We start from the raw sequence: 26,257 nt of genomic DNA on the forward strand, positions 1-26,257 counted from the left end.
ACGCGGTGGAATGGTCGCGCCCTTGCTGGCGATCAGCCCTTTTCAACCGCCTCGAAGTTTTCAAGCGCTTCGAGCCACAAGCTTTCGGCGCGGGTCATCGCGGTGCGCAGCTCGGCATGTTTCTTCGACCAACGCTCTGCCTCGGCAGCGCGCGCGGCGGAGTAGAGCTTGGGATCGGCCATGATCGCATCCAGCTTTTCCATCATCTCCGCCAGCTTGGCCACGCGCACCTCGCTTTCGCGCAGCGCCTTTTTCAGGTTCTGGCGCGCGTCGCGTGCAGGTTTAGGCGCGCTTGGCGTGGCAGGTGCAGCGGGCGCGGTTTTTTTCGCCTGCTTGGCCGGTTTGGCCGGTTTTTGCTTGCCCGCCGGGGCGGCTGGGGCCAGCAATTCGGCGCGATAGCTGTCAAGATCACCGCTATAGGGTGCGACGCCGCCATCTTTGACCAGCCAAAGGCGGTCGGCCACCAAGCTAAGCAAGTGCATGTCATGGCTGACCAAAATCACCGCGCCGGAATATTCGGTCAGCGCCGAAACCAGCGCCTCGCGGCTTTCGATATCAAGGTGGTTGGTCGGCTCGTCCAAAATCAGCAGATGGGGCGCATCAAGCGTTGCCAGCAGCAGCGAGAGGCGCGCCTTTTGTCCGCCCGACAGCTTGCCCACAGCCGTTTCCGCCTGATCGGCGCGCAGGCCAAACCCGGCCAGCCGCGCGCGCAGCTTTGCCTGCGCCTCATCGGGGCGTTGGCTGCGCAGGTGCTGCAAAGGCGTTTCATCCAGATGCAACTCGTCCACCTGATGCTGGGCGAAATAGCCGATGCGCAGCTTGGAGGAACGGGTGATCTTGCCCTCCATCGCGGCCAGCTTATCGGCCAGGAACTTCGACAGCGTTGATTTGCCCTCGCCGTTGCGCCCGAGCAGCGCGATGCGGTCGTCCTGATCGATGCGCAGATCCAGTCGTTTCAGGATCGCGGGGCCGCCATAACCGACAGCTGCGCCCTCCATCGTGATGATCGGCGGGCTGAGCTGTTCGGGTTCGGGGAAGGTGAAGACCTGTTGCGCCGCCTCCTCGGGGGCGGTGATCGGCACCATCTTTTCGAGCATCTTCACGCGGGCTTGGGCCTGCTTGGCCTTGCTGGCCTTGGCGCGAAAGCGATCCACGAAGCTTTGCAGATGGGCGCGCCGCGTGTCTTGTTTCTTGGCCTGCGCGGCTTGAGCCTCGCGGCGCAGCGCACGGGTGCGCGCAAACGTGTCATAGCCGCCCTGATACAGCGTCAACTGGCGCTCTTCGAGATGCAGGATCGCGCCGACAGCGCGGTTGAGCAAATCGCGGTCGTGCGAAATCACGATCACGGTGTGGGGATAGCGGGCCAGATATTGCTCCAGCCACAGTGCGCCCTCAAGATCAAGATAGTTCGTCGGTTCGTCCAGCAGCAACAAATCGGGCTGGGCAAACAGCACCCCCGCCAGCGCCACGCGCATCCGCCAGCCGCCCGAGAAATCGGAACAGGGGCGGGCTTGGTCCTCGTTGTCAAAACCCAGACCGCGCAAGATCGAGCTGGCGCGCGCCTCGCCCGACCACGCGTCGATATCCACCAGTCGGGTCTGAATGTCGGCGATGCGATGGGCGTCGGTGGCGATTTCGGATTCCGCGAGCAGGCTTGCGCGTTCCTCATCGGCCGCCAGAACCGTATCGAGCAGCGAGGTCGAAGACGACGGCACTTCCTGCGCCACACCGCCGACTTTGGCGCGTGAAGGCAGGGTGATTTCCCCGCCATCCAGCGTCAACTCGCCCCGGATCAGGCGAAACAGCGTGGTTTTGCCCGCGCCATTTGGGCCGACAAGGCCGACCTTATGGCCCTCGGGTATGGTGGCAGAGGCGCCGGCAAACAGCGGGCGGCCTTCGATCGAATAGGATATATCTGTGATGCGCAACATGCGCCCTCCCTTGCAGCAGGCGGGCGGGCGCGTCAATCGGCGCTGCGCGAATGGGGATGAAATTGTTGCGCATAAAAGGCGCGGGCACCTTCATAAAGTTGCAACGAAGCTGTGCCATATCGGGGCGCGACTGGCGCGTGAGGGCTTTTCAAGCCTCGCCCTGCATGCTAGCAGGCGCGTGATATTCAGGACCGGATCGACCGGCCACGAAGCATGAAAGAAAGGGTCTCACATGGCCATCGAACGCACGTTCAGCATCATCAAGCCCGACGCAACCAAGCGCAACCTCACCGGCAAGATCAACGCCAAATTTGAGGAAGCGGGTCTGCGCATCGTCGCACAAAAACGCATCCAGATGACGATGGAGCAGGCCGGTCAATTCTACGCAGTCCACAAAGAGCGCCCGTTTTATGGCGAACTGTGCGAGTTCATGGTCTCCGAGCCGGTCGTCGTGCAGGTGCTTGAGGGCGAAGGCGCGATCTTGAAAAACCGCGAAGTGATGGGCGCGACCAACCCCGCCGATGCCGAAGACGGCACGATCCGCAAGGAATTCGCCCTGTCGGTTGGTGAGAACTCGGTGCACGGCTCAGACGCGCCCGAAACCGCTGCAGAAGAAATCGCTTTCTTCTTCTCGGGTCTCGAAATCGTCGGCTAATCAGCGTTTTTCACGCAAACCGATCTCATCAAGGGCCGCATCCAGTTGGGTGCGGCCTTTGTCTGTTGGGGGAAGGGCGGCTTTCACCTCGGCACAAAGCGCATCGAATGATTTGCGCAAGTTTGCTTTTTCGCTGCCGCGACAATCATTCCACGGGCGGCCTTGCAGCGACATATGCAGCGCATAATAGCCAATGAAATGCGCGAAGTTGCCCGCCGTTAACCATGCGCGATAGGCCTCATGGGCGCCAAGCGCACGCAACTGCCGCGCGCTGGTGATGCCAGCACGGGCAAAGCCCTGCGCACTGGCCGGGCCAAGACCGGAAATCGAGGTGATCTCGTCACTCATCTGACACCTACACGAAATCGCGATTGGGGGTCAGATTGGCGCGGGGCGCAAGATTGCGCAAGTCGATCTGGAAATCGGCGCAATATTGCGAAAAATAGCGCCTGTCAGGGCAGGCGACTCGCGCCCCCGTGAGGGCGCGTCGCCAAGGCGATGCTAGATCGACGCCCAGTCTTTGAAGACGGTGCCGCCCTGCTGCTGCGCGCCGCCGCTTTGGCCCTGTTGCTGGCTGGGACGGGGCGATCCGCCCTGTTGTTGTTGGCCAGATTGGCCGCCCGATTGCTGTTGCATGACACTTGCCTCATCATGAGTCGCGTTTGCGGGGTGAGTCCCGCTTATAGTGCGACAATTAGGCTGAGGCTTGGGCCGTTTAAAGGGGGGGTCAAGAAAAACTGAATTTTGAGCGCATTCGCGTGATCGCGCGTTAAGAAACTGTGACGCGAGCGACACGAAACGCGCTGAAGGCCGATGATTCGGGCTTTTTTGTGGCACGGTGTTTGGGGTGCGCTGATCTTTGCTAGGACGCTGTATTTACTTTGCCGCCTGCGGCACAGATGCGCCCGCGCTTGCCCCCGTCCATATGCAAAATCGCCTCAAGGGCCGCGTTATCCTCGACCAGATTGGCGAGCGTCTTGCGGTCAAGCGAGGTATAGAACGCCTCAAGCGCATCCATCAACGCCTCGCGCAACAAGCAGGCCTGCGATAGCGGGCAAGTATTTGTGTCCGCGTCAAAACATTCGGCGAAGGGCAAAATCCCCTCAAAGCTGCGCAGCACATCCCCAACCCCGATTTTCGCCGGCGCGCGCGCAAGTTCCAAACCGCCAGAACGCCCACGATGGGTCTTGATGAACCCGGTCTGGGCCAACGTGTTTACCACCTGCGCAAGATGGTTCTCCGAGGCATTGCAGGCTACGGCGATCTCGTGTTTGCGCACGATCTGGCCAGGATTTACCGCACAAAACATCAGCACACGCATCGCGAGGTTGCTTCGAGTGGTCAGCCGCATCTATGCCTCCGAGGCTTGGGTGATTTCATTCTTACGAGGTATTTCGCGCGAACTGTTTGATTTGAGTCATGTCGCGCGCACGAAAAAATGCATCACAGATGCGTCATTATGTCAGCGCCCGTCACGGGGAGTGATGCGATACATGCAGTGTCTCGAATATGTTTTCGGGCCGCCCTGCATGGCTCGCGCAAATCGTACTTCGTGGTGTCGCAGGGCCGGGGGCTATTGGTGCAACCTGCCCTACCTTAGATATGAACCCCTTAGGCAAAGGTCGCCCCTGGCGCCCAGCATGGAGACGGTAAAATGAGCACGACAGAAATGGCGCCAAGCGACGCCCATAACAGGCTCGAGCATTTCCCGATCACGTTTTTCGCGACCACGATGGGCTTGGGAGGCTTCACGCTGGCCCTGCGCGCGGCCGCCAAGCCGATGGGGCTGGGGCCGCTGCCCTATCAGGTGATGTTTGCGTTCACGGCAATCGTCTTTGTGCTGATCCTTGGGTTTTATCTCGCCAAGGCAGCGAAATACCCCCAGGCGCTGAAAGAAGAGTGGCATCACCCGGTCCGGCTGGCGTTTTTCCCGACCATTGCCGTGTCGCTGCTATTGCTGGCGATCATCGCGATGACCGTCTCGATGCCCTTGGCGCTGAGCCTGTGGGTCGTGGGCACGGCACTGCAAGGGGTGTTGACGCTGGCGGTTGTCACGAACTGGATCGGCACGCGCTCGTTCATGCATGGGCAGTTGAACCCCGCGTGGTTCATCCCGGCGGTGGGCAATGTGATTGTTCCGGTCGCCGGTGCGCAGCTCGGTTTTGTTGAAATTAGCTGGCTGTTCTTTTCTGCCGGTTTGATCTTCTGGCTGATCTTGCTGACGCTGGTGTTTAACCGACTGGTGTTTCACGACCCGATGCCGGGCAAGTTGCAACCGACCTTGGTGATCATGATTGCGCCCCCTGCGATTGCCTTTATTTCATGGCTGCGCCTGACGGGGACTCCGGTCACGCCGGGGGCCGTGGCAGGCCACGGGGTCGATCCGTTCGCCCATATCCTGCTGTCGCTGGCCTATGTGTTTGCAGCGCTCGTGGCGGTGCAAGTGCCCCGCATCCTGCGCCTGCCTTTCGCGATGAGCTATTGGGCGCTCAGCTTTCCGCTGGCTGCGCTGACTATCGCCACCTTCCTGCATGGCGAATACGCCCATTCCGTCGCGCATGAGCGGCTGGGGATGGCGTTTTTGGTGGCCCTGACGATCCTGATCATCGGGCTGGTCTGGCGCACCGTTGTCGGTATTGTGCGCGGCGAGATTTGCCAACCTGAGTAAACCGTTCCGACATATTCAAGCGTTGAAGGGTGGGCATTTCCCCGCCCTTTTTCGTGGCGCAGTCGTGCAGGAGTGTGACCGTCCAGCCCCATAAAAACAGCGAGCGAGATTGCCCCCCGCGCGCCAAGGTGTTTCGATCTTTTCGGCCCGTCATATTGCTCGGTGAGCATCGTGTAGGGCTTGGGCGTGCTTTTCGTGCGCGCGAGCAGGATCGGGAAAACGATCTTGGGCAGCACGTCTGCGCCAGGTTTTTTGATCGGACCGAAGGGGTCGTAAACTTCGCCCTCACGTTGAAGCCTTAGCGACAGGCCGCACAACTCTCAGCCATGAACTGCGCAAGGCCGCGCTTATCCTGATCCGGTCAAGGTAGCGCCACGGCCCATTAAGACCTCGTCAAGATAAGGCTACATCGAGTTCAGCGTCATCTGCAAAAGCGGCGCTTGCAAGTGCTGTGCTTTCGGCAAGCGCGGTAACGAATAACTTTTTTGTGGCTGAAGTCCGCCGTAGCTCGAAGAAGTGTCATCAGCCCAAGGCAATGAAACGGTGAACGGCTAGATTCGGATCAACTTTGCCCGCAACGTGAGTGCGCGCAGGTGTGGCGGGGTGTCGCTGGGCGATGCGGCGCACGCTTGACCTATCTCGCGCGCCGCGCCACATCTGTAGCTAGAAAAAGGGGGGCGTCATGGCGCTTGAAGATGCGAAGACACAGATCGATCAGGCTTTTACGCGCGCTGAACTGCGCGGCCTGAGTTTCGAGAACGCCTTTGGCGGGGCGACCAGTTTCCTGCGCCGGCGTTACAGCAAAGACCTGAGCGGCGCGCAGATTGCGGTGACGGGCATCCCCTTTGATCAGGCGGTGACGAACCGTCCCGGGACGCGGTTTGGCCCGCGCGCGATCCGTGAGGCGTCAACCCTGCAAGCGTTCGATGCGCCCTATGGCTGGGGCTATGATCCGCTGAGCGAACTGGCAATCGTCGATTACGGCGACATGGCGTTTGACTATGCCAATGTGGCGGAGGTGCCCGCCCGGATCGAGGCACATCTGGCGCAGATCATCAATGCCGGAGTGGTGCCGATCACGCTGGGGGGTGATCACTTCATCACGCTGCCGATCCTGCGCGCGGTGGCGGCCAAACACGGCCCCGTGGCGCTGATCCAGTTCGACGCCCATTCCGACACTTGGGCAGATGACGACATGAGCCGGATCGACCACGGCACCTTCCTGTATAAGGCGCTGAAACTGGGGCTGGTGGCGCCCGAGACCACCGTCTCGGTCGGCATCCGCACCGACAACCCCGATACGCTGGGCGTTACGATTTTGGATGCGCCCTCGGTCCATCAAGACGGGATCGACGCGACGCTGGCGCGCATCCGTGACGTGGTGGGAAACCGACCCACATATATCACCTTTGATATCGATGGTCTTGATCCGGCCTTCGCGCCCGGCACCGGCACCCCGGTTTGGGGTGGCTTGGCAAGCTGGCAGGCAGCGGCTTTGCTGCGCGGGCTTAAGGGTATCAACATGGTCGGCGGCGATGTGGTTGAAGTGTCCCCCCCCTATGACCCGACCGGCGCGACCGCGATTGCGGGGGCGCATGTCGCAACTGAGCTGCTGGCGCTGGCAGGCTGGGGGCTGCGCAAGGAGGGCGTATGAAGGTGTTGATCTGGAGCGTAGCCATTGTCGTCGTACTGATCGCGGCGGGCGATGCCTATGTGCGTCTGGCCTCGATTGATCCGGCGCGTTACGCGGTGGGCGGGCTGGCAAAACCACCCGGAGACTACCCCGAAACGGGCAGCTTTCAGGCCGCGCGCACGCCGAGCGATCCGGTCGCCGCGATGAGTGCGCTGGACCGCATCATTCGCGCCAGCGCGCGCACCCGGCAGGTGGCGGGCAGCCTTGAGGCAGGACACGCCAGCTATGTCACCCGCTCGGCATTCTGGGGCTTTCCCGATGTCACCAATGTCTGGATCTCAGGCGACACAGTGCAAATTCGCGGCCATCTGGTGTTTGGCTCCTTTGATCTTGGGGTGAACGCCAAACGCATCAAGGGCTGGCTGGACGAGGCGGGTCTTTAGCGCCCACACAGGCATTCCTGCCACAACCAAATTCTCTTGCAGTGCCATGTCTTGTGCGCGGGCCGGGGGCTTCTTATTTGCGCTCCATGCCAGCAAGGGACAGCGGGAGCCAGCATGACCAGCGCGATGCGATATTTTACTTGGGCCTTCTTGGTCACCATCGCAGGACTCCTCGGGGCATTCGCGCTGGGGTATCAGCATTCGGGCACATGGGGCGGGGCGATCTCGTTTCTGCTGATCGCGGCGGTGCTGGCAGTGCTGGAAATTTCGCTCAGTTTCGACAATGCGATCGTGAATGCCAACAAGCTCAAGACTATGAGCCCGATCTGGCAAAAGCGGTTCCTGACGTGGGGTATCGTGATTGCGGTGTTCGGGATGCGCATCTTGTTTCCGCTGCTGATTGTGGTGATCGCCGCCGGAATCGGGCCGTGGCAGGCGATCCAACTGGCCGCGCAACAGCCCGCCGAATACGCCCGCATCATCGACGGAGCGCATCTGTCGATTGCCGGTTTTGGCGGCGCATTCCTGATGATGGTCGCGCTGAATTACTTTATCGACGAGGGCAAGGATGTCGATTGGATCGCAACGCTTGAATGCCGGATGCGGGCCTGTGCCTCGGTGCGCGGGCTTGAAATCGGCTTTGTGCTGTTGGTGATCCTTGGCTTCACCTGGATCCTGCCCGAGGGGAGTGAGGGTGACTTTCTGTTCGCCTCGGTTGCGGGGCTGGCGACGTTTCTGGCCGTTGAGGTGCTGGGGCAGGTGCTAGACCGCGCCAGTTTATCCGCCGCCACTGCGCGCGCCGGTCTGGGCGGATTTCTGTATCTCGAAGTGCTCGATGCCTCGTTTAGCTTTGATGGCGTGATCGGGGCCTTTGCGCTGACGCAAAACCTGTTCCTGATCGCCATCGGGCTGGGCGTGGGGGCGATGTATGTGCGCTCGATGACGCTGATGCTGGTGGAACGCAACACGCTGTCAGAATTCCGCTATCTCGAACATGGTGCGTTCTGGTCGATCCTGATCCTGTCGATGGTGATGTTTGCCCAGACCCTCGTGCATGTCCCCGAGGCGATCACCGGGCTGGTTGGTGCGGGGCTGATCGGGTTCGCGCTGTTTTCCTCGATCCGGTTCAACAGGCGCGCACGGATCGCTCACGAGCGTTGAAATTTCCTTGACAGGGCGGCTATGAGCGGGCATCCGGGGGCCACTTCGGTTCCGCACCTGCGGATCAAAAGGGAACCCGGTGCAGCGCGCGTTGTGCTTATTCCGGGGCTGCCCCCGCAACTGTGAGCGGTGAGTGACGGCTGACTTAGCCACTGGGTCGATGATCCGGGAAGGCCAGCTTGAACGACGACCCGCAAGCCAGGAGACCTGCCGAGGCGCTCATCCTTTCTGCCTGCGCGGGGTGTGCGGGAGAGGCGGTATTCCGCTCGTGGTGACAGTTTCACCGTCGGCGGAAATGGCATTTTTCCAAAGACTTAAAATACGAAGTTCACGCAAGCTACGTGCTGCGTTCCGAGGGATTTGGATATGAAAACCACCCAACTTACGACGGCCCTGCTGCTATCCACCGCACTCGCCACCCCCGCGTTGGCGCAAGACAGCCAACCCTATGCGCTGGATGAGATTGTGTTTTCGGGCGCGCTTGGCTCTAAGCCGCTGAATGCCTTGACCTATGGGCGCAGCTATACAGTCGTCACCGCTGATGAGATCGACCGGCTCGGCTATGCAACCGTGACGCAAGCGCTTTCGAGCGTGCCCGGTGTGGCGGTCACCCAAACCGATGCGTCGCTGGGCAGTGTGTTCATCCGTGGCGGTGATTCAAATATGACCGTGGTGTTGATTGATGGCGTCAAAGCCTCGGCGGGCTACAATGGCGCGTTTTATTTCAACGGGCTAGACGTGGCTGATATCGAACGCATCGAGGTGTTGCGCGGTCCGCAATCAGTGATTGGCGGGGCCAATGCGGCGGCGGGTGTGATCTCGATTACCACCAAAAAGGCAAGCGAACCGGGGCTGCATCAGCAGACGGGCATTGGTTACGGGTCGTATGGCACGACACATGTCAACTATAATGCGCAATATAGGGGCGCGCGTGGGCAGATCGCCTTTAGCATCGCGCAAGATCACAAAGGCGGCTACGATATCTCGGGCGATGGTGGCCAGCGCGATTCCTCGACTCTTTCGACGGGGACGATCACGGGGCAATATGACATCACCGACTGGTTGACCGCCGGGGTGATGTTGCGCCAATCGTATCAAAATTACGACTATGACTCGGCGACTGGATCGGGGTCTGCGGCGGCCTACGTAGTCGATGCTGACAATGTCGGAAAGCGCCGGGATACGTTCGGCCAGCTCTGGTTCAAGGCCGACAGCCTTGGTGGCAGGCTTCAGCACAAGCTTAGCTATGCGGGCACCGATATCGGGTTCAAAAACTATTCCTCGGGTGTGCTTGGCTCGTCTAATTCAAGCCAGCATCGCGAGTTGAACTACACCGCGACCTACGCGCTTGACGCCACAACGGTTGAGGCCGCGCGCCAGACACTGGCCTTTGCCGCACAAGAAGAGACCGATCACTTTTCCTCTGACTACGGCTTTGGCCCCTCTGCCTATCAGCGCACCACACGCTCGGCTGCGCTGCAATATTCGGGTGATTTCGATAATGGGCTTGGGCTAGAGGCCGGGGTGCGACGCATCTTCAACGACGTATTCGAAGATGGCACGACTTGGAATATCGCAGCCTCCTATCAGGTGCCTGCCAGCGCGGTTCGCCTGCACGGCTCGATTGGCAAAGCCATCGTGAACCCCGATATGTATGAACAATTCGGCTTTGTGCCGGGGGTATATTCGGGCAATCCCAATCTGCGCCCTGAGACCGTTCGCGGCATTGATGTTGGCGCACAATACAGCTTCGGCGAGCGCGGAAATATCGACGTTACCTTGTTCCAGCAGCACGTGAGCGACAAGATTAGCGGCTACGGCACGACATCAACCAACCTGCCCGGCACCTCGAAATCCTACGGGGTCGAGATCTCGGGTCAGTATCAGGTGACGTCAAACTTGCTGATGAGCCTTGATTACACCTACACCCACGCCCGCGATGCCAGCGGGGACTATCTGACGCGCCGCCCGGCGCACGAGGCCAACCTTGCGGCGACCTATTCGTTTGCACAGGGGCGCGGCGCAGCCACCCTCGCCATCAAGCATGTCTCGGGCAATTACGATGGTCAGTTTTTCCTCCCATTCCCGTCGCCGATTGCGGAACTGCCCAATTACACGCTGGTGAACCTCTCGGGGAGCTATGCGTTGGATAACGGCGTTTCGCTGGTCGGACGGATCGATAACGTGACCGATGAAAACTATAGCGAGGCGTGGGGCTATGCGAGCGCCGGGCGCACCGCCTATGTCGGTCTGCGTGCGGCGTTCTGATCGCCTTGGCGCGGCGTTTGTCGCGTTGATGTCCGCGGGCTTTTTGCTTGTGGGCGCGGCGCGGGGGGAGACTTCCGCGCCTGTTGCGCCTGCCCGTGTCGTCTCGATGAACCTATGCACTGATCAACTGGCTTTGGCGCTGGCTGATCCGGCCCAGATCGTCAGCCTTAGCCATTTCGCGACCGACCCAAGCATGTCGGTGCGTTGGAAACAGGCTGAGCATTACCGCGCAAACTATGGACGTGCCGAGGAAATTTCGATCCTGCATCCCGATCTGGTGCTGGCCGATACATGGTCTAATCCCGATACGATTGCGATGCTGAAAACACTGGGTCTGCGGGTTGAGCAACTGCCGCCGGGCACCTCGCTGCCCGAAATCCGCGCGCGCATCACCACGATGGGCGCGCTTCTGGGCCACCCAGATCGCGCCGCGAAACTGCTTGCGGGGTTTGATGCGCGGCTCGCGGCGATCCGCACCCCCGCGCCGGGGCTGCGCGCGGCGGTGATCGGGCCGTCGGGCTATGTTTACGGGCCGCGCACGCTGGAGGGGCAGATCCTTGCGATGGCGGGGTTTGACAACGTCGTCAGCGGGCCGGGGCTGGATTGGGGCGGGCGTTTGCCGCTAGAAGATCTGGTGATGGACCGCCCCGATCTGGTGATCATGGGCGGCAGTCAGGGCAAGATGGGCACGAGCCGTGCGCAAGAGGTGCTTGATCATCCTGTTCTGCGCGATTTGCCGACCGTGCGGGGCCTGCGCGATGCCCGCTGGACCTGTGGCGGACCTGCGATGTTGGGCGCGGTGGCGGATCTGGCCGCTTTGGGTCGCGAAATCGAACAAAACAAGGCAATAAAATGAGTTACCGCGCGATCCTCATCTGTTTGACGGTGCTGGTCTTGGCGCTGTTTACCGCCTCGCTGCTGATCGGGCCGTCGGGGATCGGCCCGTTTGAGGGGCTGCGCGCGCTGATCTCGGGGCACGGCGCGCCGGGGCTGGTGATGCGCGAGTTGCGCCTGCCGCGTGCGCTGCTGGGCGTCGGCGTGGGCGCGGCTTTGGGGCTGTCGGGGGCCGCGATGCAGGGGTTTTTGCGCAATCCGCTGGCAGAACCGGGGCTGATTGGCACCTCGGCGGGGGCTGCGCTTGGGGCGGTGATTGCGATCCAGACTGGGCTTTATGCCGCCTTCGCGTTGGCCTTGCCGTTGGCGGCGCTGGCGGGTGCGGGTGTGGCGGTGGCGCTGATTTTGACGCTGGCGGGGCACGAGGCGCGCGCGCTGGTGCTGATCCTTGCGGGGATCGCGGTGGCGGCGCTGGCGGGGGCGGCGACGGCGCTGGTTTTGAACCTTGCGCCATCGCCCTATGCGGCGGCTGAGATCGTGTTTTGGATGATGGGCTCGCTTGCGGATCGCTCGATGAGCCATGTCGCGCTGGCCGCGCCGTTTCTTGCGCTTGGCGCGGTGATTTTGCTGCGCTCGGGGGCGGGGCTGGATGCGCTGAGTCTGGGCGAGGATGCCGCCGCTTCGATGGGGGTGTCGCTGAAACGGCTGCGCCTGCAGATCGTGTTTGGCAGTGCGCTGATGGTGGGGGCGGCCACGGCAGTTGCGGGCGCGGTCGGCTTTGTCGGGCTTGTGGTGCCCCATCTGCTGCGCCGCGCGGTGGGGTCACGCCCCTCGCGGCTGCTGCCGACCTCGGCGCTTGGAGGGGCGGCGATGTTGCTGGCCGCCGATATCGCGACGCGGGTGATTGCGCCTGAGCGCGACCTGAAATTGGGGGTGCTGACAGCCATCGTGGGCGCGCCGTTCTTCCTTGCGATGATCCGCAAGATGGGGCGGGAAACATGATGCTGGACCTGCAAAACCTAAGCGTCCTGCGCGGACAGTGCCCGGTGGTGGATGGTGTGACGGCCTCCATCAGTCCCGGCGAGTTTATCGGCCTGATCGGGCCGAACGGGGCAGGCAAGACGACGTTAATGCGCGCCGCTTTAGGGCTGATCGCGCATCGCGGAGATAGCTCTCTGGCGCAGCTTGATCCGATGGCGCGGGCGCGGGCGGCTGCGTGGTTGCCGCAAGCGCGCGAGATCGCTTGGGGGCTGTCGGTGGCCGAATTGGTGGCGCTTGGGCGGCTGCCCCATGGGCGCGATCAGCTTGGCGCGGGGGCGCGTGCGGTTGACGAGGCCCTGATGCGGATGGGGCTGGAAAACTACCGCGACAGGGCCGCCACGCAGCTATCAGGCGGCGAGCAGGCACGTGTGCTGATCGCGCGGGCGCTGGCGCAGCAAAGCCCGCTGATTTTGGCGGACGAACCCATAGCAGGGCTTGATCCGGCGGCGCAGATCGACACGATGGAGGTCTTTGCTGATCATGCGCGCACAGGGGGGGCGGTGCTGTGTTCGCTGCATGATCTGGGGCTTGCGGCGCGTCATTGCACGCGCGTTTGGGTGATGGATCGCGGGCGTCTAGTGGCCGATGGCACGCCTGCGGATGTGCTGAGCGAGGCGCTACTGGCCGAGGTCTTTCACATCCGCGCGCATTTCCAAACCACCGCGCAAGGCCCTGTCTTTCAACCGCTTTCTACGCTGGAGCGCTAATGGCCTTCCCCCCTGAACGCATCGTTTGTTTGACCGAAGAAACCGTTGAGACGCTTTATCTGCTGGGCGCGCAGGACCGGATCGTGGGCGTGTCGGGCTATGCGGTGCGCCCAAAACGGGTGCGGCGTGAAAAGCCGCGGGTCTCTGCCTTTATTAGCGCTGATTTGCCCAAAATTCTGGCGCTCAAGCCCGATCTGGTGCTGACGTTTTCCGACCTGCAAGCCGATATCGTGGCCGGGCTTGTGCGCGAGGGCATCGCCGTTCATGCGTTCAATCAACGCAATATCGCGGGGATTTTGGACATGATCTGCACGCTGGGCGCGCTTGTGGGCTGCACCGAGCGGGCGGAACTTCTGGCGGCAAACTATGAGACGCGCCTTGCCGAAATCGCGGCCAAACCGCGCCCCACACGCCCGCGCGTCTGGTTTGAGGAATGGGACGAGCCGCTGATCTCGGCGGTGGGCTGGGTGTCGGAGCTGATCGAGATTGCGGGCGGGCAAGATGTGTTCGCCAGTCTCGCGCGTGAGGGCAAAGCCAAGCATCGCATCGTCACTCACGCACAGGTGATTGCCGCCGCGCCCGAGGTGATAATCGGGTCGTGGTGTGGCAAGAAATTCCGCCCTGAGAAAGTTTCTTGCCGCGCTGGCTGGCAGGACGTGCCCGCCGTTGCGCAAAACCGCCTGCATGAGGTTAAATCGACCTTGATCCTGCAACCCGGACCGGCGGCTCTGAGCGATGGGCTGGATGCGCTGGAGCATGCGATCTGGGGCGCGCACGGTTAGCCCCTCGACTCCGGGCGGGGCAACGCTAGAGTGGCTGGAACGGTTCTTTGAAACAACCCCGGGGAGGGGGCATGTACACGCGATTTATTCGATTTTCGCCGCTCGCCATCTGTGTTTTCCTGACCTTGGTCGCACTTATCGGATTGTTTTTCAGCGATTGGTTTTTGCTTATCGCGGTGATCTTTGGACTGCTGTCACTGCTTGGCGTTTATGACCTGATGCAGACGCGCCATGCGATCACGCGCAACTATCCGATCCTCGCGCATCTGCGGTTCATGTTCGAGGAAATCCGCCCCGAGATTCGGCAATATCTGATCGAGAGCGACGATGACGAAGTGCCGTTTTCCCGCGCCACCCGCACCATCGTTTATCAGCGCGCCAAGGATATCGAAGATGCCAAGCCGTTCGGCACGCGGATGCGGGTGTCGGAATCGGGCTATCAGTGGATCACCCATTCGGTCAAACCGCGCCATATCGAAAACAGCGATTTCCGCGTTGAAATCGGCGGGCCCGATTGCGCGCAGCCCTATAGCGCCTCGATCTACAACATCTCGGCGATGAGCTTTGGCGCGCTGTCGGCCAATGCGATCATGGCGCTTAATCGCGGCGCCAAGGCGGGCGGCTTTGCCCATGACACGGGTGAGGGCGGGATCTCGCGCTATCACCGCGAGGGCGGGGGCGATCTGATCTGGGAAATCGGCTCGGGCTATTTCGGCTGTCGCAATCATGATGGCAGTTTCAACCCCGAGAAATTCGCGCAACGTGTCGGCGACGATCAGGTCAAGATGATCGAGATCAAACTGTCCCAAGGGGCAAAACCCGGCCATGGCGGTATGCTACCCGCTGCCAAGATCACGCCCGAAATCGCCGAGGCGCGCGACATTCCGATGGGGGTGGATTGTATCTCTCCCGCGTCGCATTCGGCTTTTGATACGCCCATCGAGATGATGTATTTCATCGCCAAACTGCGCGAATTGTCGGGCGGCAAGCCGGTCGGCTTCAAGCTGTGCGTCGGGCATCGGCGTGAATTTATGTGCATCGTCAAGGCGATGCTGGAAACCGGTATCACGCCCGATTTCATCGTCGTCGATGGCAAAGAGGGCGGCACGGGTGCCGCGCCCTTGGAATTTGCCAACCACATGGGCTTTCCGCTGGTCGAGGGGCTGGTGTTTGTGCACAACGCGCTGCGTGGCGCGGATCTGCGCGACAAGATCAAGATCGGCGCAAGCGGCAAGCTGGTCACCGCCTTTCACATCGCCAAGACGCTGGCAATTGGGGCGGATTGGGTAAACTCGGCGCGCGGCTTTATGTTTTCGGTGGGCTGTATTCAGGCGCAATCGTGCCACACCAACCGCTGCCCGACCGGCGTGACTACGCAAGACCCGGTCCGCCAGCGCGCGCTGGTGGTGCCCGACAAGGCCACGCGGGTCGCTAATTTCCACCGCAACACGATGAAGGCGCTAGCGGAAATGACTGGCGCTGCGGGCCTGACCCATCCTGGGCAATTCCTGCCCCATCATCTGCTGGTGCGTGTCACTGACCGCGATTTCAAGGTTGGAGACGAGGTGTTTCCTTATATGCCCGAAGGGTTCTTGCTGCGCGAGGACGATGACCGCTTTGGCTATCTCAACCGCTGGCAACGCGCCCGCGCCGAGGCGTTCGAGCCGATCGACAGCGGGGTGTAACTGGGGGACACTTACCGGGGCGCGTTTGCACCCCGGTAAGTGGAAAGGTCGGGTTTCAGGGAATTTCAGAAAACTGTATCCCGCCACGAACGGTGGCTATCTCGAAAGAGTCAAAACGAAAAAACGCTTAGGACTTGAACGGTTTTTGCAGCACCAAACGAGGCGCGTGGGTTACGGTCCACACGCGAGACTTTTAATAATTTTCTATTGCCTGCCGATAACGCCGAAACTTCTGGATGTGCCTGCCATAAATGAAATCTATTTCTTGGAGTCTGACCACTGATTTATGTAATCTGATTGGTATACCTTATCACTTGAATGGCGTTCCTCAAGTGGTTTTCGTACGGCGTAATTAAGAATTATTCCACCATTTGGCAATTGTCCGGATAAGCGTGGACGTTTACCTGTCTCATTGGGGTTGGTCGTCATTACGACTTTATTGGCATACATGGGAAGCAATGGTTGAAGGGAGCAGTGTAGAATGCTGTAACCCAATGATTTTTCCCAAAAGCCGTACACTATCTCAGGGTTGAGTTGATAAAACGAGTGATTGACCCAGTTATTGCATGGCGAATGTCCGATTAGCACGCCGCCGGGCTTGAGCATTTTGTGGATATTGCGATAAGCTGTTGGCAAATCAAATATATGTTCGCATGTGCCGCCATCGTAAATCACATCGAACTTTTGTTCTAATGTTTCGGGCACGGGAGCGCTAAGGTCTTGGACAATTGATGCCCCCTCAAATTCGGAAAAATCCATTGAATCGACAGAGGAAAACCCCAGTTTCTCGAAAAACCTTTCGGAATACTCATCATCTGGATTCGCAAAATCTTCGTCCGGCATATTAGCGAAATACTTGGCAAGCACTTCATCATACAGCACAGCAGAGCGCTTTCTGCGTCTTCCGATCCAGCGCTGGCGACCAAGCATAAGAAATTTTCCACTCAAGCCGTTGTCTTTGACGGTTTCTATCAGGCGGACAGCAAGAGTATCAGGAATTGCCATTCAAACTTTCTTTCGACTAAGGCTTTTGTGAAAGCATATACCGAAAGCGCATTCCATGAAAGTGAGTAAGAACCAGACCTTCAGGCACGATAGTTTATTGAACGCGCCGACATCTCAAATGCTGCGCGGCGGTGGCGGAGGTACTCGGTGTCTTTGTAAAACTATGGCAGGAAATGCCGCACAAGTCGCCTCTCAGGCGATAATCCTAGGATCATCCCCCATATCCAGACCGGGAAAGACCGTGGTTTCCAGCAGACCTTTCTCAAAGCCGAACATGCCGCGCATCGCCCAAGCGGCGTAGGCGCGCACGTCGGCGGTGGGCATCAGGTCGCGCTGCTCGAACAAGGCGTGATCGGCCAGCCCCGGCCAGTGGCCATAGACGCGCCCGCCGCGAAGGGCGCCGCCCGCCATGATTAGCGCGCCCCCGGTGCCGTGATCGGTGCCAGCGGTGCCGTTTTCGCGTGCGGTGCGGCCAAACTCGGTCATCGCCAGCACAGTCGTTTTCCCCCAGTCGCGGCCCAAGCCGGATTTCAGCGCAAGGATCGCGCCGGACAGATCGCCCAAGCGATTCGCAAGCACGTTGCGTTGGTTGCGATGGGTGTCCCAGCCGCCAATCGAAAACGTCGCGATGCGGGTGTCCTCGCGCAATCGGCCAGCGGCAAAGGCTGCCAGTTGCGCCGCCTGTCCCTTGATCTTGGGGGGCGGGGCCATGCCGTTGCGCGCGGCGGTTTTTTCGGCCTCAAGGCGCGCGGAGATCTCAATCGCCTCTTGCGCTGCGGCGTGAAATAGCGGGTCGTCTTCGTAGATGCGTTCCAGCAGGCGCTGGCTTTGATCGCTAAGGCGCAACTGCGTCTTGGGGGCCCAGCTCATCGCGGGCGCGCGCCCCGCGATTACCTTCATTTCATCGCGCCCGACCGCATAGGCGGTATCGGATTTCAGATCGGGCACGGCTTGCAGCATCCGGTTGAGCCAGCCATCGCGTACTTGCGGCTGTGGCACGTCTAGCCCGGTGCCTGCCTCGAGAATGTCCTGCCCGTCAAAATGGCTGCGCTTGTCGCGATAAGGCGTGGCGACGGCGTGGGCAAAGCCCAGCTCGCCCGCGGTCCACAGCGGCATCAGATCCGACAGGGCCGGGTGGAGCGCGTAGAAATCATCTAGCGCCGGGCCGGTTTGCCCGTTTGTCAGGCTGTCTTTGCGATAGGTTGCGTAATCACGGTCACCAATCGGGCGTACCACGTCGATCCCGTCCATCGCGCCGCGCAGGATGATCACGACTAGGCGCTCATCTCCGGGGGCGGAGGCAAAGGTCACGGGGCTGAGCAGCGGCCAAGCGGCAGCCGAACAGCCGATCAGCGAGGCAGAGCGCAAAAACAGGCGTCGAGAGAGCGGGCGGGCAGGTTTTTGTGTCATCGCGAGACCCCTAGCGGCGGTTGAAATCGGCAGAGGCAAGGATCAAGCCGATCCCCTCGCGTTTGCTTTCGGCGCGTGCGGCGGCTTGGATGAGGGTGGGGCTGGCGGCATCGCTCAAGGCGCTGTGCACGAACGCGCGCGGATCGGGCAGGTGGCGGTCATAGATTGCCGCCATCCGCATCGCCCAATTGATCCGCGTGGCCAGTGCTTGCGGAGTTATCCAGGCGTTGGCGTCCTCGGCCCAACCATCGGGGCCGAGCGGCTTTTGATAGGGCTGGCCCATCGCGCGCAGCGGGGCGATGATCCATGAGCGGGTCTTTTTCTTATCCAGATCAGCAATCATGGCGGCGGGTGGGGCGATGGCGCGCAGCGACGCGGCCATAAAATCCCAAGGCTGGCGCGCCTTGCCCCCAAGCGGCCCCCAAGCGGCGGGGTGTTCCAGCATTGCGGCGTAAGTGGCGCGCAGGTCGCTGTCATGGGCGAGATAGGCGCTCGCGGTATGGTTGACCAAATCGGGATCGGGCTGATCGGCCACGAAATGCACCGCCAGTTTATGCGCCAGATGATGCGCAGTCGCGGGGTTCAGCGCGATATCGTCAAGGGCTGCGTAGATGTCGGACAGCTTGGCCGGGGTCTCGCCGCCATAGCGCCGCCCCAGCACCAATTCGGCCCCCGGCTGCGCCCAGTTGGGATAAAAGACAAAGCCCTGATTGGCGTTAAACCCAAGCCCGGTCAGTAGCGTGGCGAATTGGCGTACGTCCTCTTGGGTGTAGGGTGCCGCGACGCCCAAAGTGTGCAACTCTAACACTTCGCGGCCCAGGTTTTCATTCAGCCCGCCGTTCTTGCGCTTTTTGGCAAACGCGCTTTGCGGTCCGATTGAACGGGTCTGATCGAGATACATCAACATTGCCGGATGGGTCACGGCGGCGCGCAGCATTTGCGCGAAGCTGCCTGCCAGATGGGGGCGAATCGCCTCTTTGGCAAAGGCGTCGGGGGCGGTCGCGGTCACGCCGGTCTTGCTGGTCACGGTGAAGTGATCGCACCAGAAATACTGTAACCTTTCGCGAAATCCCTGCGGCGAAAGACTGGCGCGGGCAAGCTGGGCGTGCAGCCCGACAAGCACCTGATCATTGACGCGCTTACGAGTCGTTTTGATGCGCTTTTGGGCCGTCTCATCGCCGTTGCGCTTAGCTTTGCGAGCGGCTCGCATGTCGTTCATTTGCTGGCGCATGAAATCGGTGCCGCGTAGGGGCCAGCGCGTCGCGGCGGTATCGGGCGCGTCAAGCTGGTCAAGCAGAGCCTGCGCATCCGAGGGGGCTGGCTGATTGGGGCTCAGCCCGTAGCCATAGCGGATCGCCGCGATTGTAGAGACGTCTCTCGTCCCGGACATATCTGGCACCCTTTCCAATAGCTGGCGCGGGCGCATCGGCCCGAGCTCGCGGCTCAAAATAGGCGCACTACACGCGCTTGCCTAGCGCTGGAATCTGGCCTTCGCGCAAACGTGCCGATGCAGGGCGACGCCGCATTGCAGCGTGAAAAGCCGTTGAATGCCTCACGCGTTCTTGTATCATCATGTTTGAATATGTTCTTTTTGGGGAAAGGGAGACTACCATGAGAGAGGCTCCAAAACCGTTTTGGTCACCGCTCAGCGCTGGAATTGTGCTGGGTTTGGCCTTGCTTTTAACGTTTGTGATCACCGGCCACGGGCTGGGCGCATCCGGGTTTGTCACGCGATTCGCCGCGCAAGCCAATGAATGGGTCGCACCCACTGCAACCACCGAGAACGCCTATTTCGGGCCGTTCATGAAGGCGGGCAATCCGCTGATGTCCTGGATCACCTGGGAAGTCGTGGGCGTGTTGATCGGCGCATTCTTGGGCGCCAAAGGGGCCGGGCGGATTGCCGTCAAGGTCGAGCGCGGACCGTCGACCTCAAGTGGCAACCGGCTGGTTTATGCGCTTATCGGTGGCGCGCTGGTGGGCTTTGGCGCGCGTCTGGCGCGCGGCTGCACCTCGGGTGTGGGCCTGTCGGGCGGGGCCACGCTTGCGGTTTCAGGCTTTGTGTTTCTGATCGGGTTCTTCGCGGCAGGCTTTGCCGTGTCCTTTTTGATGCGGAGGGTATGGCAATGAGCATTCCGTTTTATGATGGCGGTGTGGCCTCGGGTCTGCTGTCGGGTGTGTTGTTTGGCTACGCGCTTGAGGCTGCCGGTTTCGGCAGCGCGCGCAAGCTGACGGCGCAGTTTTCGCTGCGCGATTTCTCGGTGTTCAAGGTGATGTTTACGGCCGTTCTGGTCGCGGCAATCGGGCTGTATGTCTTACGCACGATGGGGCTGATGGCGGGTAATGCCGTGTTCATCCCGACGCTGTTCTTCTGGGCGGTCCTCGCGGGTGGCTTGCTGATCGGGGCCGGGTTTGCGCTGGGGGGCTATTGCCCGGGCACCTCGGTTGTCGGTGTGGCCTCGGGGCGGATCGACGCGGTGGTGTTTGGCATCGGTATGGTGCTTGGCACTTCGGCTTTCGCGTGGGTCTATGAGCCGCTGATGGGCTTTTACATGGCCGGACAAGGCCCGGCGGCGCAAACCCTGCCGCAGCTTTTCGGCCTGCCCGAATGGGTCGTCCTGCTGGTGCTGGTGATCCTTGCCGCAGTCGGTTTCCGCCTTGGCACGATGATGGAGCGTGCGCGCGGTGGTCCGCTGACCGCAGCCGAAGTCTGCGCGCCCGATGATGAGGCCGATGACATGGCGATAACCGGTGCATCGCGTCAAGCGTGATCGCCAGATGATTTCTAGTTCAGAGTGACTTTAGGGAGGAGTGTTCGATGAGAACCCACAAAACCAAGACCCGTAAAAGCCTGCTACGCGCAGCGATGGTACCGGTAACGGCGCTGGCGATGGGAGCCGCCGTGCCGATGACGGCCTCGGCGCAAGCCACCAACCCCTGCGCACCTGCCGCAGCGGTGAACCCCTGCGCGCCCGCAGCTATGCCAAGCAATCCTTGCGCTCCGGCGGCGGCCAACCCCTGCGCGCCCGGTGCGGCGGCAGCAAATCCATGTGCTCCGGGGGCGGCGGCGGCCAATCCTTGCGCACCTGGGGCCGCGCCGGCAGCCAAGGCCGCAGATGCTGCGCCGATGGCCAAGGGCCCTTTTGACACCACCGTTAAGGCGACCCAAGCGCCCTATGGCAACGAGATGCCCAATATCGTGGACAATTACCTGCGCGCCTCGCCCTATATCGGCACGGGTGGGTTTATCGACCCGACGGGAATCCCGATGCTGAAAATGCTGGGTTTCGAGACGGTCGTGAGCCTGCTCAAACCTGATGAGGGCGCGCCCAACGAGGGTGAACTCGTCAAAAAATCGGGGATGAACTACATCAATATCTCTGTGCCGACGATGGCCCCGACCGCAGATCAGGTCGCGGAATTTGCCAAGATTGCCGACGATCCGGCGAATTACCCGATCTTGCTGCATTGCGAAAGCGCCAACCGCGTGGGCGCGATGTGGGCGCTGTATCGCGCCTCCAAGGGGGTGCCCGCCGAGATCGCAGTGGAAGAGGGGCGTCAGGTCGGTCTCAAGACCTCGCGCGAGCCGCAAGTGCGCAAAGATCTGGGCTTGCCGCCGCTCTGATGGGTTGATCTTATAATAAAGACGGGACCGGTCGGTTGGCCGGTCCCGTTCCTATGTAGCGGTTTGTAATCAGGTGAGGGGTTGGCATGGGCCATAGCGCAAACGGCAGCACTGAAATCGCACCGCAAGCCTTGGGCAAACTTCCACGCGCGCGGCTCGAAGAAATGCATGACGCGGCCGAAACGGTGATCGAATGCGAAACTGTTTTGCGCAAATCCGGCATGAGCGTGGTTTCTGAAGTGCTGCGCGATCAAGGCGTTTTCACCACTTGGCAGCGCTACCCCAAAGGCGATATTTTCGACCCCGAAACCCATTGCCAGTATTTCTATCACGCCCATACAGCGGATGAGATGCTAGCGGGCGAGAATGGTCATTTTCATTTGTTCGTGCGCCCGGATGCGCTGGTTCCGGGCCTTACGCCTTGGGACTTACCGGGCGCGCAAATCCCTGATGATCCCGCCGCGCGGTTTGCCCATATCGGCGCGATCAGTGTGGATGCTAAGGGTAATCCGCTGCGCATTTTCACCACCAATCGCTGGGTCACGGATGAGACCTTTTATCACGCGAGCGATGTGATCGGACTGCTTGACCATTTCACAATTGAGCTGGCGCATCCCAATTGGGCGGTGAACCTGTGGCTCAGTGCGATGGTGGCGCTGTATCGTCCGCAATTTGAGGCGCTGTTGCGCGCGCGCGATGCCCGGATTGAGGCGTGGCTCAGCGCGCATCCCGACAGTGCGGTGCTGGAAGATCGCGGTTTGCAAAACACCTCGGCGATGGCGATCGACCCGCATTGGCAGATCACCGCGATCGAGGCGGAGCTTGACCTTTAGCCTTCCTGCATAAGACGCCAGCGGGTCTCGGCCATGTTCTGGCTGATCATGCCGGGGATCAGCAGCGCGTCGATCAGCCACCACAGACCGACCAGCGCCAGCGGGATATAGCCAATCAGGATCGGTGCCAGCAGCGTGCCAAGCCCCGTCATCAACAGCATGATCACGCCTGACCCTACGCGGCCCAGATACATCCGGTGCACGCCCAACATCGGCAAGAAAAACCATATCGCATAGGCGGCCAGCGCAGATTTCTTCTCATTGGCGACGCGCTGTTCGACATACAGGGCGCGGGTGTCGTCTCGTGTCATGTTAAGCCTCGTTACATTTCCTGATCCCGATATGGGGGCGCTTGTGCGGGTTGCAAGCCCGCCCACGCGAAAACACGAGTTGTCTGGGCGCGTATTGCGCGCCAATCTGGGCAGATGGAACCGATCTTGCAGACCTCGCTTAGCTTTGCCCCTTGGGTCGATCCGCGCACGCGCAAGCTACCCGGCGTGGTGCCGCTTGCGCCCGAAGATTGGCTTGAGGTGGATAGCGCGTATGGCGCGCAGATGGCGCTACGCGAGCGGCTGCTGAGTGAGACGCAAGATCAGGTGCATGCGCTTGCGCCCTGCGCGCATGCTGCGGCGGTAGAGTTGTATGAGATGATTCTCGCGTTGCTGCCGGGGCTTGGATTTGATCTACAAAATGACGTGGCGATCTGCCCCGACGGGCGCGAAGTAGCGCTGGATCGTAACGCGCCCCTGATGACGTTGGGGCGGCTGGTGCAAGAGGATCTGTGCCTACTGCAATCTGACCCTGACGACACAGGGCAGGGCGAGCATGTGCTGAGCGGCGGCGTGCTGTGTTTCCCCTCGGGCTGGCGGCTGCGCGAGAAATTCATGCGCGCGATGATGCGCATCCACGACCCGATCGAGGTTTACACCGACGATCTGGGGCGGCGCGTGCAACGCCTGATGGACGGGGTGCAGCCGGGGCGCGGGCTGATGCGCGGCACGGCGTCTCATTCCGACGCATTTTTGGCCGATCCGCGCTCGGAATACGACTATACGCATGGCACTATCGCCTCGCCATTCATCCGGGTCGAGCGTCAGGGGCTTGTGCGCCTGCCAAATACCCGCGCAGTGGTGTTTTCCATCCATACTCAGATCGTGCGCCCCGAGTCGCTGAGTTCTGAACAGGCGGCTGCGCTGGAGGAATTTCCGATCCGGCTGGCGGATTGAACAGGGAGTATTGGCACGATCCGCTACGCGATCTCCCACATCTTTTTTCGCAGATTTGTTTTTTATCCCCTGTCTTGGGCCACATGGGCGACGGAAACCCTTCTGCAGCGCGTAGGAGCCAATGGAACGCGCGCATCTCGCACATGCAGAAAGACAATAGGCACCAAGCCATGAGAAACATAAAAATCGCCCTCTGGACCCTTCCCGCCGTGCTGAGCGCACTCTGGCTGGCTGCGAACCTGCCCTTGCCTGGAACGCTGAGCTTCATCGCCATCCGCAACCTGCTGGTGCAATATAGCGGCGTTCTCAGCATTGGCGCGATGAGTGTCGCGATGATCTTGGCGACGCGCGCGAGTTGGCTGGAGGGCTGGCTGAACGGGCTTGATAAATCCTATCGGTTGCACAAATGGCTGGGAATTTCGGCGCTGGTGACCTCGATCCTGCATTGGGGGTTCACACAGGGGCCGAAATGGATGGTCGGCCTTGGGCTGATCGAGGCCCCCCAACGCGGGCCGCGCCCCGCAGGCGCCACGGATATTGGCGCGATCCAAAGCTTTTTCAACAGTATGCGCGGCACCGCCGAGGTCGTGGGCGAATGGGCCTTTTACGCCGCCGTGCTGTTCATCGCGCTCGCCTTGATCAAGCGCTTTCCCTACAAATATTTCGTCTCGACCCATACGCTGATCGCCATCGCCTATCTGGCGCTGGTCGGACATGCGGTGGTGTTGCTGAACTTCTCGGCCTGGACGCAGCCTTTGGGCATTGTGATGGGCGTGCTGATGGCGGGCGGGGTGATCTCGGCGATCTTGGCGCTCATGCGTCGGATCGGGCGGAGCAAACAGGTTACGGGTGTGATCGCACACACCCGCACCTTGCCGGAAGTGCGCACCACCGAGATCAATGTGACGTTGGAAGAGGGCTGGAAAGGCCACAAGCCGGGGCAGTTCGCCTTTGTCACCTTTGATCCGAAAGAGGGCAAACACCCGTTTACCATTGCCTCGGCCTGGGACCCAGCGACGCGCGAGGTTATGTTCATCACTAAGGGCTTGGGGGATTACACGGAACTCCTGCCCGAGACGCTGAAACCGGGCGGCAAGGCGATTGTCGAAGGTCCCTACGGGCGATTCACCTTTGATGATTCCCGTAAGCGGCAGGTCTGGATTGGCGGCGGTATCGGCATCACGCCCTTTATTGCGCGCATGAAGCATCTGGCGCGGACCGGTGGGGCGTGCTCGGTCGATCTGATCCATTCGACGAAAGAGATGTCCACCGAAGCGCTGGATCTGCTCAAGGCGGATGCCAAGGCCGCAGGAGTTGCTCTTCACGTTCTGGTCGATGATCGCGATGGCTTTCTGACGGGCGCGCGCCTGCGCGCGTTGGTGCCGGATTGGAAAGCGGCCTCGGTCTGGTTCTGCGGCCCCGCCGGGTTTGGACAGGCGCTGCGCCAGGATCTGATCGCCAACGGCCTGCCCGCACGCGATTACCATCAGGAGCTGTTCAACATGCGCTGAATGCATCGCCTTGCCCCGCTGCCGTCAGGACAAGGGGGCAGGGCGAAATGCGCGATAGTTAAGCGAATACGGCCTGTGCGGCTTACAAATCGGGGTGCGCGACCCCATATCGTCTTCAGAGGCGCGATGTTTCGCGCTAAAGAAAGGCATCCCCCGATGACCATGTTTTCCATGAAGCCGAAGTTCGATCTTGCCGCATTTCTCGCAGAGCCCGCCCCCGTTGGTCAGGCGAGGTCGCGTGGCGCAAGGCGTCAAGGCTTTCAGTCCCAGCCCGCGCCGACATCGCAAGTAGCCGCCAAGGCCGCGAAAGAGAGCGAACCGGACGCGGAAAAGACCTAACCCGCAGTGGTTTCGGGTTTCCCGCCCAAGTGATCATGCAAAAGGCCCCGCAATCGCGGGGCCTTTTCATCACAAGTCAGCGGATCAAACGGCAGGAACGCCAGCACCCATCTGGCTTGTCAACTGAGCGCGCATGTCTTGACGCGATTGGCTTGCCATTGAAGGGATCAGGAAGGCATCGACGAGCACCCAGATACCGAGCGGGATCAGCAACGCAAACCCGATATAGACGACAAGCGTCAGCCATCCGAGAATGAAGAGCGCAAGCTGAACAAATCCAGTTCCGGTTTTGCCCATGTAAAAGCGATGCACGCCCAAGCCACCCAGAAAAAACCAGAGAAGATAGGCGACAACGGTGGATTTCCCGTCATTGGTGATACGTTGTTCAATCAGCATCTGCTGTTCGGTCGATAAAGTCATTTTTGCCTCATGAAAATAATGTCTCGATGACGCTGGATCGCACGGTTTCGTGATCGGATCGTGGAAACATTAGGGCAAGAAAA

General features: G+C 60.8%; 27 protein-coding genes and 1 riboswitch. Of the genes, 18 read left to right on the forward strand and 9 right to left on the reverse strand.

Translation table 11 applies throughout. The features are described 5' to 3' along the window. Positions 1-32: 32 nt before the first annotated feature. Positions 33-1,931: an ABC-F family ATP-binding cassette domain-containing protein gene (locus tag ACN0SD_RS09785; protein WP_417808057.1), complete on the reverse strand. Its 1,899-nt coding sequence runs from the start codon at positions 1,929-1,931 to the stop codon at positions 33-35. Positions 1,932-2,163: 232 nt separating this feature from the next. On the opposite strand from ACN0SD_RS09785, the gene ndk reads away from it, so the two are divergent. Further along, the gene (gene ndk / locus ACN0SD_RS09790; protein WP_417808058.1) at positions 2,164-2,586 is read left to right on the forward strand and encodes a nucleoside-diphosphate kinase; all 423 of its coding nucleotides are present in this window, start codon (positions 2,164-2,166) and stop codon (positions 2,584-2,586) included. On the opposite strand, the gene ACN0SD_RS09795 is transcribed toward ndk, so the two are convergent. The 3 genes from ACN0SD_RS09795 to ACN0SD_RS09805 all read right to left on the reverse strand — a co-directional run bounded on the left by ACN0SD_RS09795 (position 2,587) and on the right by ACN0SD_RS09805 (position 3,937). Continuing rightward, complete coding sequence (locus tag ACN0SD_RS09795; protein WP_417808059.1) at positions 2,587-2,934, reverse strand: TfoX/Sxy family DNA transformation protein; 348 nt, start codon at positions 2,932-2,934, stop codon at positions 2,587-2,589. A gap of 153 nt (positions 2,935-3,087) precedes the next feature. After that, on the reverse strand, positions 3,088-3,222 hold the full coding sequence (locus ACN0SD_RS09800) for a hypothetical protein (RefSeq protein ID WP_417808060.1): 135 nt from the start codon (positions 3,220-3,222) through the stop codon (positions 3,088-3,090). 226 nt (positions 3,223-3,448) lie between these two features. Beyond that, positions 3,449-3,937, reverse strand: a complete 489-nt coding sequence (locus tag ACN0SD_RS09805; RefSeq protein WP_417808061.1) for an RrF2 family transcriptional regulator — start codon at positions 3,935-3,937, stop codon at positions 3,449-3,451. A 303-nt stretch (positions 3,938-4,240) separates the two neighbouring features. On the opposite strand from ACN0SD_RS09805, the gene ACN0SD_RS09810 reads away from it, so the two are divergent. From ACN0SD_RS09810 to ACN0SD_RS09855, 10 genes are all read left to right on the forward strand, one after another. Continuing rightward, positions 4,241-5,254, forward strand: coding sequence for an SLAC1 anion channel family protein (locus ACN0SD_RS09810; protein WP_417808062.1), 1,014 nt, complete (start codon positions 4,241-4,243; stop codon positions 5,252-5,254). Positions 5,255-5,936: 682 nt separating this feature from the next. Then, positions 5,937-6,908 carry an agmatinase gene (speB, locus tag ACN0SD_RS09815; protein WP_417808063.1) on the forward strand — a complete coding sequence of 324 codons (972 nt, stop codon included), beginning with the start codon at positions 5,937-5,939 and terminating at the stop codon, positions 6,906-6,908. Next, entirely contained in the window at positions 6,905-7,330 is a 426-nt protein-coding gene (locus ACN0SD_RS09820; protein ID WP_417808064.1) for a DUF1499 domain-containing protein, read from the forward strand. The genes speB and ACN0SD_RS09820 overlap by 4 nt, the downstream gene beginning before the upstream one ends. Before the next feature lie 114 nt (positions 7,331-7,444). Then, positions 7,445-8,491, forward strand: a complete 1,047-nt coding sequence (locus ACN0SD_RS09825; RefSeq protein WP_417808065.1) for a DUF475 domain-containing protein — start codon at positions 7,445-7,447, stop codon at positions 8,489-8,491. A gap of 29 nt (positions 8,492-8,520) precedes the next feature. Then, a riboswitch (cobalamin riboswitch) is annotated at positions 8,521-8,721 on the forward strand. 136 nt (positions 8,722-8,857) lie between these two features. Beyond that, a complete protein-coding gene (locus ACN0SD_RS09830) occupies positions 8,858-10,759 on the forward strand; it encodes a TonB-dependent receptor plug domain-containing protein (RefSeq protein WP_417808066.1) in 1,902 nt (633 codons plus the stop codon). Continuing rightward, on the forward strand, positions 10,734-11,615 hold the full coding sequence (locus tag ACN0SD_RS09835; RefSeq protein WP_417808067.1) for an ABC transporter substrate-binding protein: 882 nt from the start codon (positions 10,734-10,736) through the stop codon (positions 11,613-11,615). The genes ACN0SD_RS09830 and ACN0SD_RS09835 overlap by 26 nt, the downstream gene beginning before the upstream one ends. Beyond that, positions 11,612-12,595 carry a FecCD family ABC transporter permease gene (locus tag ACN0SD_RS09840; RefSeq protein ID WP_417808068.1) on the forward strand — a complete coding sequence of 328 codons (984 nt, stop codon included), beginning with the start codon at positions 11,612-11,614 and terminating at the stop codon, positions 12,593-12,595. Before ACN0SD_RS09835 ends, ACN0SD_RS09840 begins: the two co-directional genes overlap by 4 nt. After that, on the forward strand, positions 12,595-13,341 hold the full coding sequence (locus ACN0SD_RS09845) for an ABC transporter ATP-binding protein (RefSeq protein ID WP_417808111.1): 747 nt from the start codon (positions 12,595-12,597) through the stop codon (positions 13,339-13,341). The genes ACN0SD_RS09840 and ACN0SD_RS09845 overlap by 1 nt, the downstream gene beginning before the upstream one ends. Next, positions 13,341-14,123, forward strand: coding sequence for a cobalamin-binding protein (locus ACN0SD_RS09850; RefSeq protein WP_417808069.1), 783 nt, complete (start codon positions 13,341-13,343; stop codon positions 14,121-14,123). Before ACN0SD_RS09845 ends, ACN0SD_RS09850 begins: the two co-directional genes overlap by 1 nt. Before the next feature lie 71 nt (positions 14,124-14,194). Then, positions 14,195-15,808, forward strand: a complete 1,614-nt coding sequence (locus ACN0SD_RS09855) for an FMN-binding glutamate synthase family protein (protein ID WP_417808070.1) — start codon at positions 14,195-14,197, stop codon at positions 15,806-15,808. Positions 15,809-16,066: 258 nt separating this feature from the next. On the opposite strand, the gene ACN0SD_RS09860 is transcribed toward ACN0SD_RS09855, so the two are convergent. The 3 genes from ACN0SD_RS09860 to ACN0SD_RS09870 all read right to left on the reverse strand — a co-directional run bounded on the left by ACN0SD_RS09860 (position 16,067) and on the right by ACN0SD_RS09870 (position 19,613). Next, positions 16,067-16,813, reverse strand: coding sequence for a class I SAM-dependent methyltransferase (locus ACN0SD_RS09860; protein ID WP_417808071.1), 747 nt, complete (start codon positions 16,811-16,813; stop codon positions 16,067-16,069). Positions 16,814-17,005: 192 nt separating this feature from the next. Beyond that, entirely contained in the window at positions 17,006-18,223 is a 1,218-nt protein-coding gene (locus ACN0SD_RS09865; protein WP_417808072.1) for a DUF1501 domain-containing protein, read from the reverse strand. A 10-nt stretch (positions 18,224-18,233) separates the two neighbouring features. Next, positions 18,234-19,613 (reverse strand): DUF1800 domain-containing protein, encoded by a 1,380-nt coding sequence (locus tag ACN0SD_RS09870; protein WP_417808073.1) that lies wholly within the window; start codon positions 19,611-19,613, stop codon positions 18,234-18,236. Between the two features lie 221 nt (positions 19,614-19,834). Here ACN0SD_RS09870 and ACN0SD_RS09875 point away from each other — a divergent pair, with 221 nt between their 5' ends. From ACN0SD_RS09875 to ACN0SD_RS09890, 4 genes are all read left to right on the forward strand, one after another. Then, positions 19,835-20,350, forward strand: a complete 516-nt coding sequence (locus tag ACN0SD_RS09875) for a YeeE/YedE thiosulfate transporter family protein (RefSeq protein WP_417808074.1) — start codon at positions 19,835-19,837, stop codon at positions 20,348-20,350. Then, entirely contained in the window at positions 20,347-20,991 is a 645-nt protein-coding gene (locus ACN0SD_RS09880) for a DUF6691 family protein (protein WP_417808075.1), read from the forward strand. The genes ACN0SD_RS09875 and ACN0SD_RS09880 overlap by 4 nt, the downstream gene beginning before the upstream one ends. Before the next feature lie 47 nt (positions 20,992-21,038). Continuing rightward, the gene (locus ACN0SD_RS09885; RefSeq protein ID WP_417808076.1) at positions 21,039-21,845 is read left to right on the forward strand and encodes a fused DSP-PTPase phosphatase/NAD kinase-like protein; all 807 of its coding nucleotides are present in this window, start codon (positions 21,039-21,041) and stop codon (positions 21,843-21,845) included. A gap of 86 nt (positions 21,846-21,931) precedes the next feature. Beyond that, positions 21,932-22,678 carry a DUF6969 family protein gene (locus tag ACN0SD_RS09890; RefSeq protein ID WP_417808077.1) on the forward strand — a complete coding sequence of 249 codons (747 nt, stop codon included), beginning with the start codon at positions 21,932-21,934 and terminating at the stop codon, positions 22,676-22,678. Here ACN0SD_RS09890 and ACN0SD_RS09895 read toward each other — a convergent pair. Continuing rightward, positions 22,675-22,989 carry a TM2 domain-containing protein gene (locus ACN0SD_RS09895; RefSeq protein ID WP_417808078.1) on the reverse strand — a complete coding sequence of 105 codons (315 nt, stop codon included), beginning with the start codon at positions 22,987-22,989 and terminating at the stop codon, positions 22,675-22,677. The genes ACN0SD_RS09890 and ACN0SD_RS09895 overlap by 4 nt on opposite strands. A gap of 114 nt (positions 22,990-23,103) precedes the next feature. Between ACN0SD_RS09895 and ACN0SD_RS09900 the strand changes: the two genes are divergently transcribed. From ACN0SD_RS09900 to ACN0SD_RS09910, 3 genes are all read left to right on the forward strand, one after another. Continuing rightward, the gene (locus ACN0SD_RS09900) at positions 23,104-23,904 is read left to right on the forward strand and encodes a heme-dependent oxidative N-demethylase family protein (RefSeq protein ID WP_417808079.1); all 801 of its coding nucleotides are present in this window, start codon (positions 23,104-23,106) and stop codon (positions 23,902-23,904) included. A gap of 170 nt (positions 23,905-24,074) precedes the next feature. Further along, positions 24,075-25,415 carry a ferric reductase-like transmembrane domain-containing protein gene (locus ACN0SD_RS09905; RefSeq protein ID WP_417808080.1) on the forward strand — a complete coding sequence of 447 codons (1,341 nt, stop codon included), beginning with the start codon at positions 24,075-24,077 and terminating at the stop codon, positions 25,413-25,415. Between the two features lie 156 nt (positions 25,416-25,571). Beyond that, positions 25,572-25,754 carry a hypothetical protein gene (locus ACN0SD_RS09910; protein ID WP_417808081.1) on the forward strand — a complete coding sequence of 61 codons (183 nt, stop codon included), beginning with the start codon at positions 25,572-25,574 and terminating at the stop codon, positions 25,752-25,754. An 84-nt stretch (positions 25,755-25,838) separates the two neighbouring features. Here the strand turns inward: ACN0SD_RS09910 and ACN0SD_RS09915 are convergent, their stop codons facing one another. Next, positions 25,839-26,174, reverse strand: a complete 336-nt coding sequence (locus ACN0SD_RS09915) for a TM2 domain-containing protein (protein ID WP_417808082.1) — start codon at positions 26,172-26,174, stop codon at positions 25,839-25,841. Positions 26,175-26,257: the final 83 nt, after the last annotated feature.

Origin of the sequence: Thioclava sp., from assembly GCF_048263065.1 — a bacterium.
In the GTDB taxonomy this organism is placed as follows: domain Bacteria; phylum Pseudomonadota; class Alphaproteobacteria; order Rhodobacterales; family Rhodobacteraceae; genus Thioclava.